The 16,704-nt window shown below is 62.1% G+C and carries 15 protein-coding genes; 5 read left to right on the top strand and 10 right to left on the bottom strand.

Annotated features, from left to right (window positions below):
* Nucleotides 1–33 precede the first annotated feature (33 nt).
* Nucleotides 34–1,683: a glycoside hydrolase family 28 protein gene (locus tag JSS95_10830; GenBank protein ID MBS1800311.1), complete on the bottom strand. Its 1,650-nt coding sequence runs from the start codon at nt 1,681–1,683 to the stop codon at nt 34–36.
* Between the two features lie 195 nt (nt 1,684–1,878).
* Here JSS95_10830 and JSS95_10835 point away from each other — a divergent pair, with 195 nt between their 5' ends.
* A complete protein-coding gene (locus JSS95_10835; protein ID MBS1800312.1) occupies nt 1,879–2,433 on the top strand; it encodes a cupin domain-containing protein in 555 nt (184 codons plus the stop codon).
* A 12-nt stretch (nt 2,434–2,445) separates the two neighbouring features.
* On the opposite strand, the gene kdpC is transcribed toward JSS95_10835, so the two are convergent.
* The 7 genes from kdpC to JSS95_10870 form a co-directional block, all read right to left on the bottom strand.
* A complete protein-coding gene (gene kdpC, locus JSS95_10840) occupies nt 2,446–3,021 on the bottom strand; it encodes a potassium-transporting ATPase subunit KdpC (GenBank protein ID MBS1800313.1) in 576 nt (191 codons plus the stop codon).
* Between the two features lie 158 nt (nt 3,022–3,179).
* Entirely contained in the window at nt 3,180–5,219 is a 2,040-nt protein-coding gene (gene kdpB / locus JSS95_10845; GenBank protein ID MBS1800314.1) for a potassium-transporting ATPase subunit KdpB, read from the bottom strand.
* A gap of 19 nt (nt 5,220–5,238) precedes the next feature.
* Nucleotides 5,239–7,029: a potassium-transporting ATPase subunit KdpA gene (gene kdpA / locus JSS95_10850; GenBank protein MBS1800315.1), complete on the bottom strand. Its 1,791-nt coding sequence runs from the start codon at nt 7,027–7,029 to the stop codon at nt 5,239–5,241.
* Between the two features lie 35 nt (nt 7,030–7,064).
* Entirely contained in the window at nt 7,065–7,238 is a 174-nt protein-coding gene (kdpF, locus tag JSS95_10855; GenBank protein MBS1800316.1) for a K(+)-transporting ATPase subunit F, read from the bottom strand.
* Between the two features lie 148 nt (nt 7,239–7,386).
* A complete protein-coding gene (locus tag JSS95_10860) occupies nt 7,387–7,905 on the bottom strand; it encodes a DinB family protein (protein MBS1800317.1) in 519 nt (172 codons plus the stop codon).
* A 24-nt stretch (nt 7,906–7,929) separates the two neighbouring features.
* On the bottom strand, nt 7,930–8,628 hold the full coding sequence (locus JSS95_10865) for a response regulator transcription factor (protein ID MBS1800318.1): 699 nt from the start codon (nt 8,626–8,628) through the stop codon (nt 7,930–7,932).
* Entirely contained in the window at nt 8,625–9,773 is a 1,149-nt protein-coding gene (locus JSS95_10870) for a histidine kinase (protein MBS1800319.1), read from the bottom strand. Before JSS95_10870 ends, JSS95_10865 begins: the two co-directional genes overlap by 4 nt.
* A 12-nt stretch (nt 9,774–9,785) precedes the next feature.
* On the opposite strand from JSS95_10870, the gene JSS95_10875 reads away from it, so the two are divergent.
* Together JSS95_10875 and JSS95_10880 are read left to right on the top strand one after the other, a co-directional pair.
* Entirely contained in the window at nt 9,786–11,234 is a 1,449-nt protein-coding gene (locus JSS95_10875) for a DUF4118 domain-containing protein (GenBank protein MBS1800320.1), read from the top strand.
* Between the two features lie 26 nt (nt 11,235–11,260).
* Nucleotides 11,261–11,596: a TfoX/Sxy family protein gene (locus JSS95_10880; GenBank protein MBS1800321.1), complete on the top strand. Its 336-nt coding sequence runs from the start codon at nt 11,261–11,263 to the stop codon at nt 11,594–11,596.
* A 2-nt stretch (nt 11,597–11,598) separates the two neighbouring features.
* On the opposite strand, the gene JSS95_10885 is transcribed toward JSS95_10880, so the two are convergent.
* Nucleotides 11,599–14,136 carry an oligopeptide transporter, OPT family gene (locus tag JSS95_10885; protein ID MBS1800322.1) on the bottom strand — a complete coding sequence of 846 codons (2,538 nt, stop codon included), beginning with the start codon at nt 14,134–14,136 and terminating at the stop codon, nt 11,599–11,601.
* A 65-nt stretch (nt 14,137–14,201) separates the two neighbouring features.
* On the bottom strand, nt 14,202–14,792 hold the full coding sequence (locus JSS95_10890; protein ID MBS1800323.1) for a hypothetical protein: 591 nt from the start codon (nt 14,790–14,792) through the stop codon (nt 14,202–14,204).
* Nucleotides 14,793–15,047: 255 nt separating this feature from the next.
* On the opposite strand from JSS95_10890, the gene JSS95_10895 reads away from it, so the two are divergent.
* Together JSS95_10895 and JSS95_10900 are read left to right on the top strand one after the other, a co-directional pair.
* Nucleotides 15,048–15,884, top strand: coding sequence for a ComF family protein (locus tag JSS95_10895; protein MBS1800324.1), 837 nt, complete (start codon nt 15,048–15,050; stop codon nt 15,882–15,884).
* 59 nt (nt 15,885–15,943) lie between these two features.
* Complete coding sequence (locus JSS95_10900; protein ID MBS1800325.1) at nt 15,944–16,606, top strand: HNH endonuclease; 663 nt, start codon at nt 15,944–15,946, stop codon at nt 16,604–16,606.
* Nucleotides 16,607–16,704 lie beyond the last annotated feature (98 nt).

A 16,704-nucleotide genomic window follows, 5' to 3' on the forward strand; every position in this document is an offset into this window, starting at 1 on the left:
CAACCAGAGCGCTGAAGGCGCGACACATACCTTCTAAAGAGACTGGTTATCGGCTGTGGCCAACTGTGTGTCCTTCGCAGCGCGGCTGATGGCGATGCGCAGGTCGGTCACTTTGTGTAGAGCGAAGGCCGGCGGTGTTGTGGGCGCGGTGACGGCGATGAAGTCGACGCGGTTGATCCCATCGAGGTAGAAGCTGGGTCGCGCGTCGACGGTGGCCGGAGCGACTTCGACGTGACTCATCTCGAGATTGTCGATGTGCCGCAGGAAGAAGCCCTGGGAGGGAGTGTCGGTGCCAAACCTCTGGGGGTCGGGGTAGGCGTCGATGGCTTCGGGGATGACGATCTTCGCATGCTCGGCCGTGCCTCCGCCCTGGTGCTGGATGTAGATGTTGGAGAGTTTGAGGTCCTGAATGGGGTAGTCCGGAATGCCGCTGATGATGGATGAGATGTGCGAGACCGTGTTGAAGCTCGAGACGTTGTCGACGAGAACGCGACGCAGGGTCCCGGTTTTAGTGGTCTCCTTCGGCCCGCGGAGACGCGCTCCGAGGCGAAAGAAGAAGGGTGCGCTGACGACATCGCGCATGGTGATGTTGGAGATGGCGATGTCTTCGCAGAGCGCGCCGTCCACGCTTTCGAGCGCGAGGCCGCGGCAGCCTTCCACGACGCAGTTGGAGATGGTGATGTTCTTGAAGCCGCCGTTGGACTCGGTTCCACATTTGATGCGTCCGTTGCGTGGGACGCGGAAGCCGGGCGCGAACTTCTTGAAGGTGCCGTCGAGGAAGGCGCCCAGTTCGTAGCAGCCGGAGACGTAGCAGTTGGTGATGGTCAGGTTCTCGGTGGCGCGGGCGTAGCCGAGAGCGTAGCTGGACTTCGGGCAGATGCCGTCGTCCCATGGCGAGTTGACGAAGCAGTTGGAGACGCGGACGTTGCGGCAGCAGTCGATGTCGATGCCGTCGCGGTCGGTGTCGATGGTGATGTTGTCGATGGTCAGGTTGTCGACGCCGGTGAGCAGAAAGCCGAAGTGTCCGCCCTTCAAAAGGGAGAAGTCGCGGAAGAGGACGTTGCGGCAGTTCTTAAGCGCAATGGCTTTGTTGCCTACGCCAGCCTGCTCGGCGAGAAAACCTGGAGCACCGGCGACGGCGCTGCTTCGGGTCCCGCGGCTGAGGCCCTTGCCCCAGATGAGACCGGGGCCGGTGATGGAGACATCGTTGATGCTCTCGCCCCAGATGAGGGAGTTGTGCCAGTGATTGTGGCCGTAGTCCTGGTAGGGTGTCCAGGGGTCGTTAGGCTCGGCGGCGTCGTAGGTTCCGCCGTTGTAGCCGGTTGTCTCGCCAGGCTTGGGCGAGTCGGCAGCGAGGATGGTCGCGCCCTGCGAAAGATGCAGGTTGACGTGACTTTTGAGGCGGATGGAGAAGGTGATCCAGGTGCCTGCGGGGAAGTAGACGGTGCCTCCACCGACGGCTGCCGCGGCCTCGATTGCCTTGTTGATTGCGGGGGAACAGACGGTTTTGCCGTCGCCAACCGCGCCATAGGTGCGGATGTCGAAGATGGCACCGGAAGGGAATGCAGCAGATGCTTTGGGCGTGGTGGCAAAGGCAGATGGCGCGGCGGTGACCGCAGCGGCGGCCAGTCCCATGCTGCCAAACTTGAGGAGTTCGCGACGGGCGGGGTTGATGTTGTCCATAGGGACGAAATGCTAGCAGAAAATTGGTCGGACCAAAATAAATTTTCATTTATGACAATATTGAATCGTCAGAGAAAATCATTATCCGCCGGGATCGCCCTGATGCGGACGGGCAATCAGAGCCAGTGACGTCGAGCCAGTAGCGTTTGTGTATACTTGCGCGGAATCGGGCCAGCACGTCAGGAGACCCTACTCATGAAGCGTCGCAACTTTCTCAAGTCTGCTGCCTCGGCATTTCCCCTTACGCTTTCACAGCCCTTCGCATTGGCGACGGAGCCATCGGGCGCACCGCTCAAAGAGGCCCATGTTGTTCCGGCTGGGCAGGACATCGCAGGCAAATCTTACACGCTTGGCTACAGCCGGTTCAGTTTCAAAACTTCACCACGGGAGACGAGCGGGAATCTCTTCATGATCGAGCACTCCAATCTTCTGGCAGGGGGTCCTCCGTTGCACTTTCATCACTCGCAGGATGAATGGTTCTATGTCATGGAGGGAGAGGTCCTCTTTCAGGTCGGGGAGAAACGGGTGCAGCTCAAAGCGGGCGACTCTGTGCTCGCTCCGCGTAAGATTCCACACGCCTTCACCGGAGCAGGGGCGACGCCGGGGAAGATGCTCATCGCCTTTACTCCCGCGGGTAAGATGGAGCAGTTCTTCCAGGAGATCGCTCACGGCAAGGTCAACATGATGGATCCGGCGCTCTTTCAACGCTACGACATGACGCTCGTCGGCCCGCCGATAAAGACGGCGTGACGCCAGAAGACCCTATTTCGCCGGGGGCGCTGTTCGATCCAGGTCGAGGTTCAGCTCCAGCACATTGACGCGCGGCTCGCCGAGGACGCCGAACTGGCGGCCTTCGGTGTGGCGGGCAACAAGCTGGCGCACAGCGTCTTCGGTGAGGTGACGCTCGCGGGCGATGCGGGCGACCTGGAACTCGGCCGCCGCGGGCGTGATGTGCGGATCGAGCCCGGAGCCGGATGCCGTGACCAGATCAATGGGAACTGGCGTGCCGGGATTGTCCTGCTGGAGTGCGGTGGCATCGGCGGTGACGCGGTCGATCAGCTTCTTGTTCGTCGGCGCATAGTTCGAGCCGGAGGAGTTCGCGGCGTCGTAGCCATTGCCTGCGGAAGATGGGCGCGAGTGGAAGTACGCGGGCCCGGAGAACGTCTGGCCGATGAGGCGCGAGCCAATGAGCCGCCCGTCTTTGTAGAGGAGCTGGCCGTTGGCTTTGTTGTGGAAGAGAAGTTGCGCAGCCCCGGTGACGGCGAGTGGGTAGATGAGGCCGAAGAGAACCGTCGTTGCGATGGTGTAGAGGACGGCGGTGGCGATGTGGCGGCGCATGGGGGTTCTTTCGGTTGTGTCTGTCGCAAGACGGCTGGTCTGCGATTGTGCAAGGGGTTCTGAAGCGGTGGCGGCGAAATACTGAGATTCTTCGCTGCGCCCAGAATGGCGGGCGATTTGAGAGAAGGATTGACGCGAATTGATCATGATGAACTTCCTTACGCCAGGTGGACTGCGGTGATGAGCATGTCGATGAGCTTGATTCCAACGAACGGTGCGACGATTCCGCCCAGGCCGTAGAGGATAAGGTTGCGGCGCAACAGCGCTTCGGCAGACATGGCCTTGTAGCCGACGCCGCGCAGCGCGAGCGGGATGAGGCCGATGATGACGATTGCGTTGAAGATGACCGCCGAGAGGATGGCCGACTGCGGCGTCCGGAGGTGCATGATGTTGAGCGCGCCGAGCACGGGGAAGGTCGCCGCGAACATGGCCGGAATGATGGCGAAGTACTTCGCCACGTCGTTGGCGATTGAAAATGTAGTGAGCGCGCCGCGCGTCATCAGCAGTTGCTTGCCGATCTCAACGATCTCGATCAGCTTGGTTGGGTTGGAGTCGAGGTCGACCATGTTGCCGGCCTCCTTCGCTGCCTGCGTGCCGGTGTTCATGGCGACGCCTACGTCGGCCTGTGCGAGCGCAGGTGCGTCGTTGGTACCGTCCCCGGTCATGGCGACGAGCTTGCCTTCGGCCTGCTCGCGCTTGATGAGGTCCATCTTGTCCTTGGGCTTGGCTTCGGCGAGGAAGTCGTCGACACCGGCCTCGCGCGCGATGGCGGCGGCGGTGAGCGGGTTGTCGCCGGTGATCATGATGGTCTTGATGCCCATGGCGCGAAGCTGCGCGAAGCGCTCCTTCATGCCGCCCTTGACGACGTCTTTGAGATGAATGACGCCGAGTGCCTGGCGGTTCTCGGCGACGACGAGCGGAGTTCCACCGGAGCGCGCGACCAGCTCGACGGCAGTGCGGACTTCGCCGGGGAGCTTGCCGCCGTTCTCCTGAAGGAACCTTGCGATGGCGTCGGTCGAGCCTTTGCGGATGACGCGGCCATCGAAGTTGACCCCCGACATGCGCGTGGTGGCGGAGAAGGGAACGAACTCGGCGTTGAGCTCGTGGAGCTCGCGCCCGCGCAGACCGTAGAGTTCCTTGGCAAGGACGACGATGCTGCGGCCCTCGGGGGTCTCGTCGGGGAGCGAGGAGAGCTGCGCGGCGTCGGCGAGTTGGTCTTTGCTGACGCCGGGAGCGGGGATGAACTCCGCAGCCTGGCGGTTGCCGAGTGTGATGGTGCCGGTCTTGTCGAGCAGCAGCGTGTTGACGTCGCCCGCGGCCTCGACCGCGCGGCCCGACATGGCGAGGACGTTGTGCTGCACGAGGCGGTCCATGCCTGCGATGCCGATGGCCGAGAGCAGACCGCCGATGGTCGTAGGAATGAGGCAGACGAGCAGCGAGATGAGAACGAAGACGGTCTGCGGCGCGGTCGAGTAGATGGCGATGGGCTGCAAGGTGACGACGGCGAGCAGAAAGATGATGGTGAGTCCCGCGAGAAGGATGTTGAGCGCGATCTCGTTCGGCGTCTTCTGCCGCTCGGCTCCTTCGACCAGGGCGATCATGCGGTCGAGGAAGGTCTCGCCGGGGTTCGAGGTGATGCGGAGCTTGATCTGGTCGGAGAGAACGCGCGTGCCTCCCGTGACGGCGGAGCGGTCGCCGCCTGCCTCGCGGATGACGGGCGCGGACTCTCCGGTGATGGCGGACTCATCGACAGAGGCAACGCCTTCGATGATCTCGCCGTCGCCGGGGATCATGTGGCCAGCGACGACGATGCAGCAGTCGCCGGAGCGGAGGTCGGAACTGGGGACGTTCTCTGTGCCTCCATCGAGGCGGAGACGCACGGCGGTGGTCTCTGACTTTGCGCGGCGCAGAGCGTCGGCCTGGGCCTTGCCGCGGCCTTCGGCCATGGCCTCGGCGAAGTTGGCGAAGAGCACCGTGAACCAGAGCCAGAGCGTAATCTGCAGATCGAAGCCGAGGGTGTTGTTGTGTGCGAGCGCGTCGCGCAGTAGATAGGCCGTCGTGACGACGCTGCCGATCTCGACCACGAACATGACGGGGTTCTTCATCATCTTGCGCGGGTCGAGCTTGACGAAGGCGTCGATAAAGGCGCGGCGAACGATCTTGCTGTCCCAGAGGGAACGTTTTTGCGTATGTGCCATGATGATTTTCTTTCGTTGGCTAGAAGGTTTTGCCTGCGTTCATCAGCAGGTGCTCGAGGATGGGACCAAGCGAGAGCGCAGGGAAGAAGGTGAGCGCGCCGACGATGAGGACAACTCCGACGAGCAGCACGGTGAAGAGCGGCGTGTGCACGGGAAATGTTCCAGGTGAGGGCGGAATGAGCTTCTTCTGCGCGAGCGAACCGGCGACGGCTAGCATGGGAACGATCATCAGAAAGCGGCCGACGAGCATGGCCGTAGCCAGAGACAGGTTGTACCAGCGCGTGTTCGCGTTGAGGCCCGCGAAGGCGGAGCCGTTGTTTCCGGTGGCCGAGGTGTAGGCGTAGAGGATCTCCGAGAGTCCGTGCGGGCCTGCGTTGGCGAGCGACGAGAGGCCGAGGTTCGGCATCATCAGCGCGGCGGCGGAGAGCCCGAGGATCGACAGTGGGAAGATGAGCACGTAGAGCATGGCCATCTTCACGTCGTAGGCCTCGATCTTTTTCCCGAGGTACTCGGGCGTGCGGCCCACCATGAGTCCGGCGATGAAGACGGCGAGGATGACGAAGATCAACATGCCATAAAGTCCGGCTCCGACACCGCCGAAGATCACTTCGCCGAGCATGATGTTGACCATCGGCACCAGGCCGCCGAGGGGCATAAAGGAGTCGTGCATGCCGTTGACTGCGCCGCAGCTGGCGTCCGTTGTGACCGTGGCGAAGAGCGCGGAGTTGGCGATGCCGAAGCGGACCTCTTTGCCTTCCATGTTTCCGCCTGCCTGTAGTGGCGAAGCATGTTGGTCGATGTGCAGCGCGGCGGAGTGCAGCAGCGGATTGGGCTGCGCCTCCGCGTAGTAAGCAACGCCTACTCCTGCGGCGAAGAGCACGGACATGGCAGCGAAGACAGCCCAGCCGTGTGCCGGAGAGCGCGTCATGCGTCCGAGTGTGACGGTAAGTGCGGCGGGGATGACGAAGATGGAGAGCATCTCCAGCAGATTCGAGAATGGCGTGGGGTTTTCAAAGGGGTGCGCCGAGTTGGTATTGAAAAAGCCGCCGCCATTGGTGCCGAGCATCTTGATGGCTTCCTGCGAAGCGACTGGCCCCTGGGCGATCGTCTGCGTGGTGATGGTCTGCGTTGTCGTCGTTTTACCATCTGTGCCGGTAGAGGTTACAGATTGCGGCTGAACGAGGGTCGCGGTGTCGTAGGGGCGAAGGTTCTGGATGACGCCCTGCGAGACCAGCAGAAGAGCGTAGATGAGGCAGGTGGGCAGCAGAACCCACAAGGAGGCGCGCGTGGTGTCGACCCAGAAGTTGCCGAGCGTCTTCGACTCGCGGCGCGAGATGCCGCGTACCAGCGCGATGGCCAGCGCGATGCCGACCGCAGCGGAGAAGAAGTTGTGATACGCGAGCGTGAGCATCTGCGTGAGATAGCTCATCGTCGTTTCGGGCACGTAAGACTGCCAGTTGGTGTTGGTGGTGAACGACGCCGCGGTATTGAGCGCGAGATCGGGTGCGACCGCCGCCAGGTGCTGCGGGTTGAGCGGCAGGATGTGCTGCAGCCTCTCGACCGCATAGGTGACGAGCATGGTGACGAGCGAGAAGACGAGCATCGCGATGCCGTACTCAGTCCACCGCATCTCACGGTTCTCGTCGATGCTGGCGATGCGGTAAAGGAGTCGCTCGATGGGGCGGAAGATGGGATCGGCGAAGGTGCGCTGCCGCTCGAAGACACGCGCCATGTACGTGCCGAGCGGTTTCGCGCAGGCAAGGATGAGAAGGAAGAAGAGACAGATTTGAAACCAGCCGTTGGCGGTCATGTTCGTGTGTGAGGGCTTTCCGTGGGTTGGAGGTTCTAGAACTTTTCCGGGCGCAGGAGCGCGTAGACGAGATAGCCCAGAAGAGCCGTGACGATGGCGGCGAGAAGAAGGATCTGACCCATCAGCGGACTTCCTTTCCTGTCAGACGATGGCAGCCTGCGACGTACGTTATCGCGATAAGGAAGAACGCTACGGTTGCGCACAGGCATCCGATGTCCCACATGTTTCCACTCCTGTCTGTCGCACGATCTCGTGCGCCAGGGTCTATGTGAATTCCGGCGGCGTAAAGAGTGGGTAGGGATTTCGTAAAGAAGTCATAAAGACTGCGGACGGGGGAGCCCAGTCTCCGGCAAAACGCTAGGTGTGCGTTTCGGTACAGAAGAGATGAAAGTCTGTCGCGAGTGGTTCCGCGCCAAGCTGCCGCATCATCAGCGCGATCTGTCCGCGGTGATACGTCGAATGGTTTGCCATGTGTTGCATCAGGTGAACCAGAGGAATGCTGGTCGAGCGAAATGGAAGAAGTTTCGTAAGCTCGTTCCCGGTCAGCCGGTCGAGGAAATCGAGTTGCTGTTGCTCGACCTCTCTCCACTTCGCCTCAACGGCGGCAAATGTGGCCATGGTCTCCGGCAGAAAAAGAGCATCGCGGCGTGTTCGGATATCCATCAGGTCCGCGGAGTTTTCAGGTGAGCTGCTCCAATACGTCAGCCAGATCCATTCGCCGCCGAGAATGTGGACGAGCGTGTCGCGCACGGAACGAAAGCTGCCACCCAGGTCGCGTGTGAACTGTTCGTGGCTGAGCTTTGCAGCCGCCGCAAACGTTCTGCTATTGGCCCATCGGTCGTATTCGTAGATCAGCAGGATGTCATCTTTTGTCATGGGATTTTTCTCGGAAGCCTTGCGTCAAAGTTCGTTGTCGCCTGTCGGGCGGAAGCGGTAGCCGATCCACGGTTCGGTGAGGATGTAGCGCGGCTCGTCGGTGGCCTCGATCTTCTTGCGGAGCTGGCCGATGTTGACGCGAAGATACTCGGGCTGGTCGGCGTTGGTTCCCCAAACGGCGTGCAGCAGCGCTCGGTGCGTGAGCACCTGACCTGGATGGCGCGCGAGAACGAGGAGGAGGTCGAACTGCTTAGGCGTGAGGTGGACCTCCTGTCCGCGAACGACGACGCGGTGTTGTGGCAGGTCGATGGTGAAGTCTCCGAGCGCGATGACAGGCTTTTCGCCGGAGGAGGCTGCGGTGGAGCGGCGAAGCTGCGCGCGCGCACGGGCCTGAAGCTCCTGGATGGAGAAGGGCTTGGTGACGTAGTCGTCGGCGCCGGCGTCGAGTGCCTCGATCTTCATGCGGTCCTGGTTGCGCACGGAGAGCACGATGATGGGGACCTGCGAGACGGAGCGCAGCTCGCGGCACAGCTCCACGCCATCCATCTCGGGCATGGCGAGGTCGGTGATGACGAGGTCGGGCTTCCATTGGTGCGCGATCTCCAGCGCCTGGACGCCGTTGTGCGCGATGCGAAGATCGTAGCCTTGCGTCGAGAGCGCGGTACGAAGGACGCGGGTGATCTGCTGCTCGTCGTCGACGATGAGAACCTTTGCTTCCGTCATTCACGCTCCGTGTGCTGGGTGACGATGTGGACGTCGACGTTGGGCGACTCGCTGAGGAAGTGCTGGATGGCCCAGTAGTAAAGATACTTGCGCAGACCGCTAACGGCGGTGCGTCCGAAGATGACGTGGGTGATGCGTTTTTTGCGCACGAATGCGGCGGCGGTGCGGGCGATGTTTTTGCCTTTGACGACGAAGACCTGCGCATCGAGGTTGCGGGCGAATTGCAGATTCGTTTGCAGCGTGTTCTGCTCGTCCGGCTCGTTCTCGGTCTCGACGTGCAGAACGAACAGCTCGCCGCCTACACCTTCGGCGACTCGCGCTCCTCGGGCGATGAGCGACTGCGAGGTGGAGTTGGAGCTGATGCAGACGAGCACGCGCTCGCGCACGGCCCAATTCTCGCGGATGCGCTTGGCATCCATGTACGCGGTCAGCGTGCGGTCGACGGCGCGGGTGACGTGCTGCAATGCCAGTTCCCGAAGCGCGATGAGGTTGCCGCGGCGGAAGAAGTTGGCGAGCGCCTTTTCGGCGCGGTCGGTGCCGTAGATGTCGCCGCGGCGCATACGGGTTTGCAGCGCCTCAGGTGTGAGGTCGGCCATCACGATCTCGTCGGCGCGCTGAAGGAACCAGTCAGGCACGGTCTCGCGGATGGCGATGCCGGTGACGCTCTGCACCGTCGGGGCGACGCTTTCGATGTGCTGCACGTTCATGGTGGCCAGCACGTCGATGTTGGCGGCGAGGATGCCGAGGACGTCCTCGTAACGCTTGTGGTGCCTGGAGCCTTCGATGTTGGTGTGCGCGAGTTCATCGATGAGGACGATCTGCGGCTTGCGGGCGAGGATGGAGTCGAGGTCCATCTCCTCGAAGACGACACCCTTGTAGTCGATCTTCTTTCGGGGCACGGTTTCGAGCTGCGCGGCAAGCTCGGCGGTGCGCGGGCGGCCGTGGCTTTCGACGACGCCGATGACGATGTCTTCGCCGCGTTCGTGGCGGCGGATCGCCTCTGAGAGCATGTTGTACGTCTTGCCCACGCCGGGCGCGTAGCCGAGGAAGAGCTTGAAGGTCCCGCGAGTTTTTTCCGGCGCAACCGACTCGAGCCACTCCTCGGGAGTCTTTGCTGGGGCGGTGATGTTTTCACGTGTTGGCATAAGATGGTCTTCGTGCGTCGATCGGTTCAGTGGTCCCTGATGCGGTATAGCGTTTCGACGGCGGCCGTCGCTGTCATTGTAGCCGTGTACTTTCGCTGGCCGCACGTCAACGAGTTGACGGTGGCCTTCACGCTGCTGATCGTGATTCTTCTGGTCTCGGCGAACTGGGGTCTGCGACATGCGGTGTATCTGTCGTTCCTGTGCTCGGCAGCATTCAATTTCTTCTTTCTGCCTCCGGTGCTGACGTTTACGATCCGCGATGGACGCAACTGGGTGGCGCTGGGAACGTTCCTGGTCACGGGCATCGTCGCCAGCCAGCTTGCGGAGCGCGCGCGACGTCAGGCGAAGATCGCCCAGCGGCGGCAGCGCGAGGCTGAGCGGCTGTACGAGTTCAGCCAGCAGATGATGGTGACGGGAAATGTGATCGACCTGGTAGGTGCGCTGCCAGCGATGATCGCGGGCGCGCTCAGCCTTGCGGGTGCGGCGGTCTATCTGCGCGAAAGGGACAGGGTGTACCGGTCGAGCCCGAACTACATGGATGTCTCGGCCGCGGAGCTGCGGGACACTGCCTTCTCGCGTGACCATCGCCGAGAAGAGGCACGCGACGTGACGCTGGTGCCGATCCTTCTGGGCACGCGGCCCATCGGCGCCATTGGAGTGACCGGTGCGCGCGTGTCCTCCGAGGCGCTGGACGCGGTGTGCGGCCTGGCTGCGGTTGCGATTGAGCGCGCGGGCGCGGTGGAGACGCTGACGAAGCTCGAGGCCGCGCGCGAAAGCGAACGGCTGCGCAACGCGCTGCTGGACTCTGTCGCGCATGAGCTGCGCACGCCGCTGACCTCGATTACGGCGGCGATTACGAGTCTTCAGTCGGACCCGCTCAACGAAGCGCAGCGCGACGAGATGATGGAGGTGATTGAAGAGGAGGCGGCGCGGCTGGACCGTCTGGTAGGTCAGGCGATGGAGATGGCCGAGCTGGATGCCCACGAGTTTGCCCTTGACCTGCGGCCGCATACGATGCGCGAGGCGGTGGATATTGCGATGGAGGCCGTCGGCGCTGCGCTGAAGACGCACCCTGTCGACGTGAGGATCGCGGATTCGCTGCCAGTCGTTGAGATGGACCTCGACCGCATCGTGAAGGTGCTGCAACATTTGCTGGAGAATGCGGCGAAGTATTCGCCCGAGGGCAGCCCAGTTTTTGTGAGCGCGGAGATATCGAAGAACAGACTCTGTACGAGCGTGGCGGACCGCGGCGTTGGTGTCGACGACTTCGAGCGGATGATGATCTTCGACAAGTTCTATCGCGGCCAGGGTCAGCGTTACCGTGTCAAGGGAACGGGAATGGGGCTTGCAATCGCAAAGGCGATTGTCGAAGCGCATGGCGGTACGATTGAGGTGACGAGCCAGCCGGAGCAGGGCTCGGTGTTTACGTTTTGCCTGCCGTTGCAGAAGGCCATTCTTTAGCAACGCGTTTCAACGAGAGGGAGACGATGGCAAGAGACAAGGCGCTTGAAGCATTGTTGGATGACGAGTTGGGTGGCCGTCTGGAGATTACACAGAAGGCGATGTTTGGCGGCCTGGCGTGGTTGTGGAACGGCAACCTGCTCTGCGCGGCGCGCAAGGGCGGCGGGATGCTGGTGCGGCTGGGCAAGGGCAACGACGCATGGGCGCTTGCGATCGAAGGCGTCGTGCCGATGGTCATGAACGGAAGGCCGATGAGCGGATGGGTGAGAGCGTCCGCCGAAGTTTATGCAAGCGATGCCATGCGCAAGCGGCTGTTGAAGGCGGCACTGGAGTTCGTGAAGACGCTGCCGGTGAAGGGCTAGCGCTATTTTTCGGTGTCCAGCGGCTTGCGGGCGAAGTAGTAGAGCGAGTAGGCAAGCAGAGCGAACATGACGACCGAGACCCAGTCGTGGTGGAGGAAATTGGTCTCGGGGAAGCGGTTGAACTGCCAGTGACCACCTCGTTGCTCCGAAATTCCCTCAATGGCTTTGATGGCCACGCCAATGAGGCCGACAATTCCTCCGGCGGCGATGAGGCCGGAGGCGAAGAGCGAGCCGGAGGAGATCTCGGATTCGACCTCAGGACTGCGTAGAGTGATGTTGTTGGGCAAGCCGGTGGATTTGTTGAAATGCTCAGGGTTCTCGGGGTCAAAGCCGGGGAAAGGGATCATTTCGGGATGTGCCTCGAGGAAATCGTGTGGAACCCCAAACACCAGAGGGCCATTTGTGGTTCGAGCGATGACGATCCGTTCGCCGGGCAGATTTTTTAGCCATTCGTCACGGGTAGCGATCCATCGTTCGATGAAGACGGCGTGTTCTGCTGCGGCTTCCTTTTCCCGCTGTTTTTCCATGGCGCGGTCGACCATCCAGCGCATCACTCCGCCGACGAAGATGGCCAGCGTGGTGCCTATGGAGAGATACGCTCCCACGGCTAGAGTAAGTGAGCGGATGCCGAGCAGCTCGACCATGATGACGAGTGCTACGCCGAGCAGCACGAGCGACCATGGCAGCTTACGGCTGAGGATGCCATTGATGACGGTGGCCATCAGGCGGCCCTGTGGTGCTGCGGCTTTTTCGCTGCCGATGCCCTGCGTCCATTGCACCTCGATTTGGCTGGTGACAGGGTTGTAGAGGTATTTGCCATCAGCCAGCGTATTTGAGCCGATGGCATTCAATAGGATGTAGCTTCTGGCGTTATCGAGTTCCGTATGTGATGAGGAACTATCCATGATGCTGACACGCTCGCGAGTAAAGTTGCCTTGGTTCTGCACACCGTCGGGGAGTGCCGAGAGCGACATTGAGATTGGGTGAGGCATACGTTGGAACGATTCCAACCCCTTATTCATCAGGTTGAGCGTGGTGCCGATGGAGAAGACCGAGATGATGACGCCGATCATGATGGCGAGCTGTTGTTTCCATGGGGTCGCGCCGATGAGGTAGCCGGTCTTGAGGTCTTGCGCGGTGTCGCCTGCGTTCGAGGCGGCGATGCAGACGATGCCTCCGATGGTGATGGCGAGAGCGCCGAAGGCAGGAGCCGTCCAACCCTTGACGAGGAAGATAGCGGCTGTCGCCATCAGTGTCGCGATGGTCATGCCGGAGACAGGCGATGCGCTGGAGCCGACGATGCCGACGATCCTCGCCGAGACGGTGACGAAGAGGAAGCCGAAGATGACGACGAGGATGGCTGCGGCGAAGTTGGCGAGCGCTCCGACCTGTGCTCCGGGGACGGGTTTGAACTGGAGGAAGAACCAGAGCAGGATGACGAGGAGGACGGAGCCTCCGATGACGACGGACCATGGGAGGTCGTGTTCGGTGCGGGGTGGTTGTCCTGAGATGTCTGCTGCGGCACTTAATGCAGGTCCCTCGGCTTCGCTGCGCTCCGCTCGGGATGACAAATTATTGGTGGTGCTATTTTTCTTGCCAATAGATCGGAAGCCCTCCGCGAGCGCGGCGAAGATCGTCGGCGCGGTGCGGAGGAGGGTGATGAGTCCGCTGCACGCCACCGCTCCTGCACCCATGGGGCGGACGTAGGTGCGCCAGAGGTCGGAGGGTGACATGTCTTTGATGAGCGTGGTGCCGGGATAGAGCGGCGTGGTGAGGTGCGAGCCGAAGAAGTAGATGGCAGGCATCAGCACGAGCCAGGAGAAGACTCCGCCGGCGAGCATGACGGCGGCGACGCGCATGCCGATGATGTAGCCGACGCCGAGGTACTCGGCGGTGACGTCGGCGCGGATGGCTCCGCCTTTGAGCAGGTGCTGCTCGCCGATGTCGAAGGAGCGGTCGGGCGTGCCGGGGAAGAGGCCGAAGAGGTTCTCGTTCTGGAAGAGGGTGTAGAGGCCGCCGAGTCCGAGGCCGAGGAAGACGCGCGAGGCGAAGCTGCCGCCGCGCTCGCCTGCCATCAGGACGTCGGCGCAGGCGGTGCCTTCGGGATAGGTGAGAGTGCCGTGTTCTTCGACGATGAGCTGGCGGCGCAGCGGGATCATGAAGAGGACACCGAGCCAGCCGCCGAAGAGAGCGAGGGCGAAGATGCGCGTGGACTCGAGGTCGAAGCCGAGGAAGATCAGCGCGGGAAGCGTGAAGATGACTCCCGATGCGATGGACTGACCGGCGTTGCCGGTAGTCTGAACGATGTTGTTCTCGAGGATCGAGGCGCGGCCGAAGGCGCGGAGGATCGAGATGGAGAGGACAGAGATCGGGATCGAGGCGGCGACGGTGAGTCCGGCGCGGAGACCGACGTAGACGGTGACCGCTCCGAAGAGGATGCCGAAGAGAGCTCCGAGGATGAGGGCGCGGGCGGTGAACTCGGGGCGCGACTCTGTGGCCGGGACGAAGGGGGTGAAGGTAGGCTTGGATGTTGTTGCCATGACGTGTCTCCGCAAAATGTTTCGCGCTTCGGCTGCATGAGTGTAACAGCGCGAGACTTGTCGGTTTACTCGACAGAAACAGAATCGGTAGAGGGTAGCGATGGCCGCCGGGACGAGCCGAAGAGCGTGTGGCGGAGAAGGACGCCGACGGCACACGCCATCAGGAAGAGCATGGGGCCGGTGAAGAGGAAGCGGTCCTGCGCCCACTTCGGGTCGAGCAGGGCCGGGGCCTGCGTGTTGAACGTACCGAAGAAGCGGTCGAAACGACCTGCGGTATTGTTACTGCCGAGTACACTCGAGTTCCGTGACTGCCAGGTGAAAAAACGGATGAGGAAGGCAACGGTGACGGGTACCCAGGCCCAGAGGATGGCGGGTACGGCGTCAGGTTCAACGAAGCGGGAGGCGCCGGGAGCAAGCTCGGTGACGGCATTGCGAAGTCTGCCGAAGGGGACGAGGCCGAGGATGAATCCCGAGGCGGCGAAGATGGGAAGGAAGTAGTTGAGCAGGTAGACGAAACGGGTCTGCGTGGTCCAGTGCATCTTGGTGGCGACGGCCCAGACGGGGAGCACGAAGATCCAGGCGAGCTTGATGGCGAGCACGGCCACGATGATGTAGAGGAAGAGGCACTTGGCGCACCAGGTGAGCACACGGAGCATGGCTTCAGGTGTAGCACAAGGTGGAGGCGCGATGCACCTTGCGTGGTGCGGTCAATCTTGACTTGGGGCCGAGGCGAAGGACTATACTGCCTGCAATGGTGCGGAAAATGGCCTGCACCACGAGTGAGGTGAGTCTTCAGCCAACGCTGGAATGACAATTCGCTCGAGAGTGGAACCGGGGCTCCTCCCGGTGGCCCGCCTGGCGGGGTGGAGGAATGGCGCGCTGTCTCCCGCGTGCTGAAGAGTCCGGGCCGCGTGGCTCGTGCAGTATTCGACGATCTGGTAACAGCTTTCTTTCCCGGTGATTGCAGTGCCTGTGGGGGGCCATTGCTCAGGACCGGGGCTTCCCCGTTATGTGATGAATGTATCGATGGGCTGCAAGCACAGTCGGCGGCGCTGTGCGTTCGCTGCGGCGAGGCATTGGATATCGACGGCCTGCACTATGAGCGGCAGTTTGGCGCCCGGGCCCTTTTGTGTTCGCCGTGCAGGCTGGCTCCCCCGCAGTTTGAACGCGCCGCGGCGTGGGGTCTTTATGAAGACCGCATGAGGGAGCTGATTCATCTGCTGAAGTATGAAGGCGTTCGTTCGGCCGCAAAGCCGCTGGGCAAGCTGCTGGCGCGCGTGATTGCTTCGATGGACGATAGCGCTACGATGGGGCGCGAGCTGGTTGTGATTGCAGTGCCGCTGTTCCCGGCCAAGCAGAGACAGCGGGGCTATAACCAGTCGGTGCTGATCGCCGATGAGGCCCTGGCCGAGTTGCGGCGTGACAGTACGGTGAAGACGCGGACGGCGCATAGCGCGCTGCGGCGTGTGCGCGATACGGAGAGCCAGTTTGGACTGACGGCCAGTGGGCGGCGGAGGAATCTTCGCGGCGCGTTTTTGGTTGCCGATCCGGCGGCGGTAGCGGGGTGTGAAGTCCTGCTGGTCGACGACATCTATACCACCGGTGCGACGGCTCGCGAGTGCGCTCGCATGTTGCGCCAGGCGGGAGCGGAGAAGGTCTGGGTTGCTACAGTCGCTCGCGCGCAGCGGGAGATGGTGGCGAGTTGGGATGCACAGGCTGCGAACGTCGCAGTCTGGGACGCAGGATGAGTGCAGAGATCGAGAGCTGAGCGCAGTGCTGAACGTATTTGGACGGAGGACGAGTCGAGATGCAATCGGGCAAGATGCGGAAGCAGGGATTGAGCGGGAAGCGGCACGCCGGGCATCTGCCGGGCCATGCCTCGCGTGTGGCGCTGACCGAAGTGGAGGTGCGGGCCGGGGTCTTTCGGCAGCCGGTGATGCAGACTCCCGTGCTGGTGCTGAACGCATCGTATGAGCCGATCAATATCTGCGGCGCTCGCCGCGCGCTGGTGCTGGTGTTGAAGGGCGTCGCGAGGACGGAAGAGGAGCAGGGGCAGCAGTTGCACGCGGCCAGGATACAGATGGCGATGCCTAGCGTGATCCGGCTGCTGGAGTATCGCAGGATACCGCACCAGACGCGGGCGCTTTCGAGGAAGAACATTCTGCTGCGCGACCGCAACTGCTGCCAATACTGCGAGGTGGTTTTGACGGCGGCAGAGCTGACGCTGGACCACGTTATTCCGCGCTCACGCGGTGGCCTTTCAACGTGGGAGAATCTTGTTGCCTGCTGCCACAACTGCAACCGCAGGAAGGGCAACCAGATGCTTCATGAGCTGACCGACATGAAGCTGAAACGCGAGCCGCGGCCGTTCTCGCTGCATACGTCGCGGCATATTATGCGCATGATCGGCAGCGCCGACGCGGCGTGGCGCAAGTATCTTTACTTCGAGCACAGCGAACCCGCAGCCTGATAAAAGCGGTTCGAGCTTTGCTAGAATGTCCCACCTTAGCCGCCCTTCGGGCGTCGAAGATGGGGCACCCGATTCCATTCGCCTGCCGGCACCCGATT

The sequence above is a fragment of the Acidobacteriota bacterium genome (assembly GCA_018268895.1).
Classification (GTDB): domain Bacteria; phylum Acidobacteriota; class Terriglobia; order Terriglobales; family Acidobacteriaceae; genus Edaphobacter.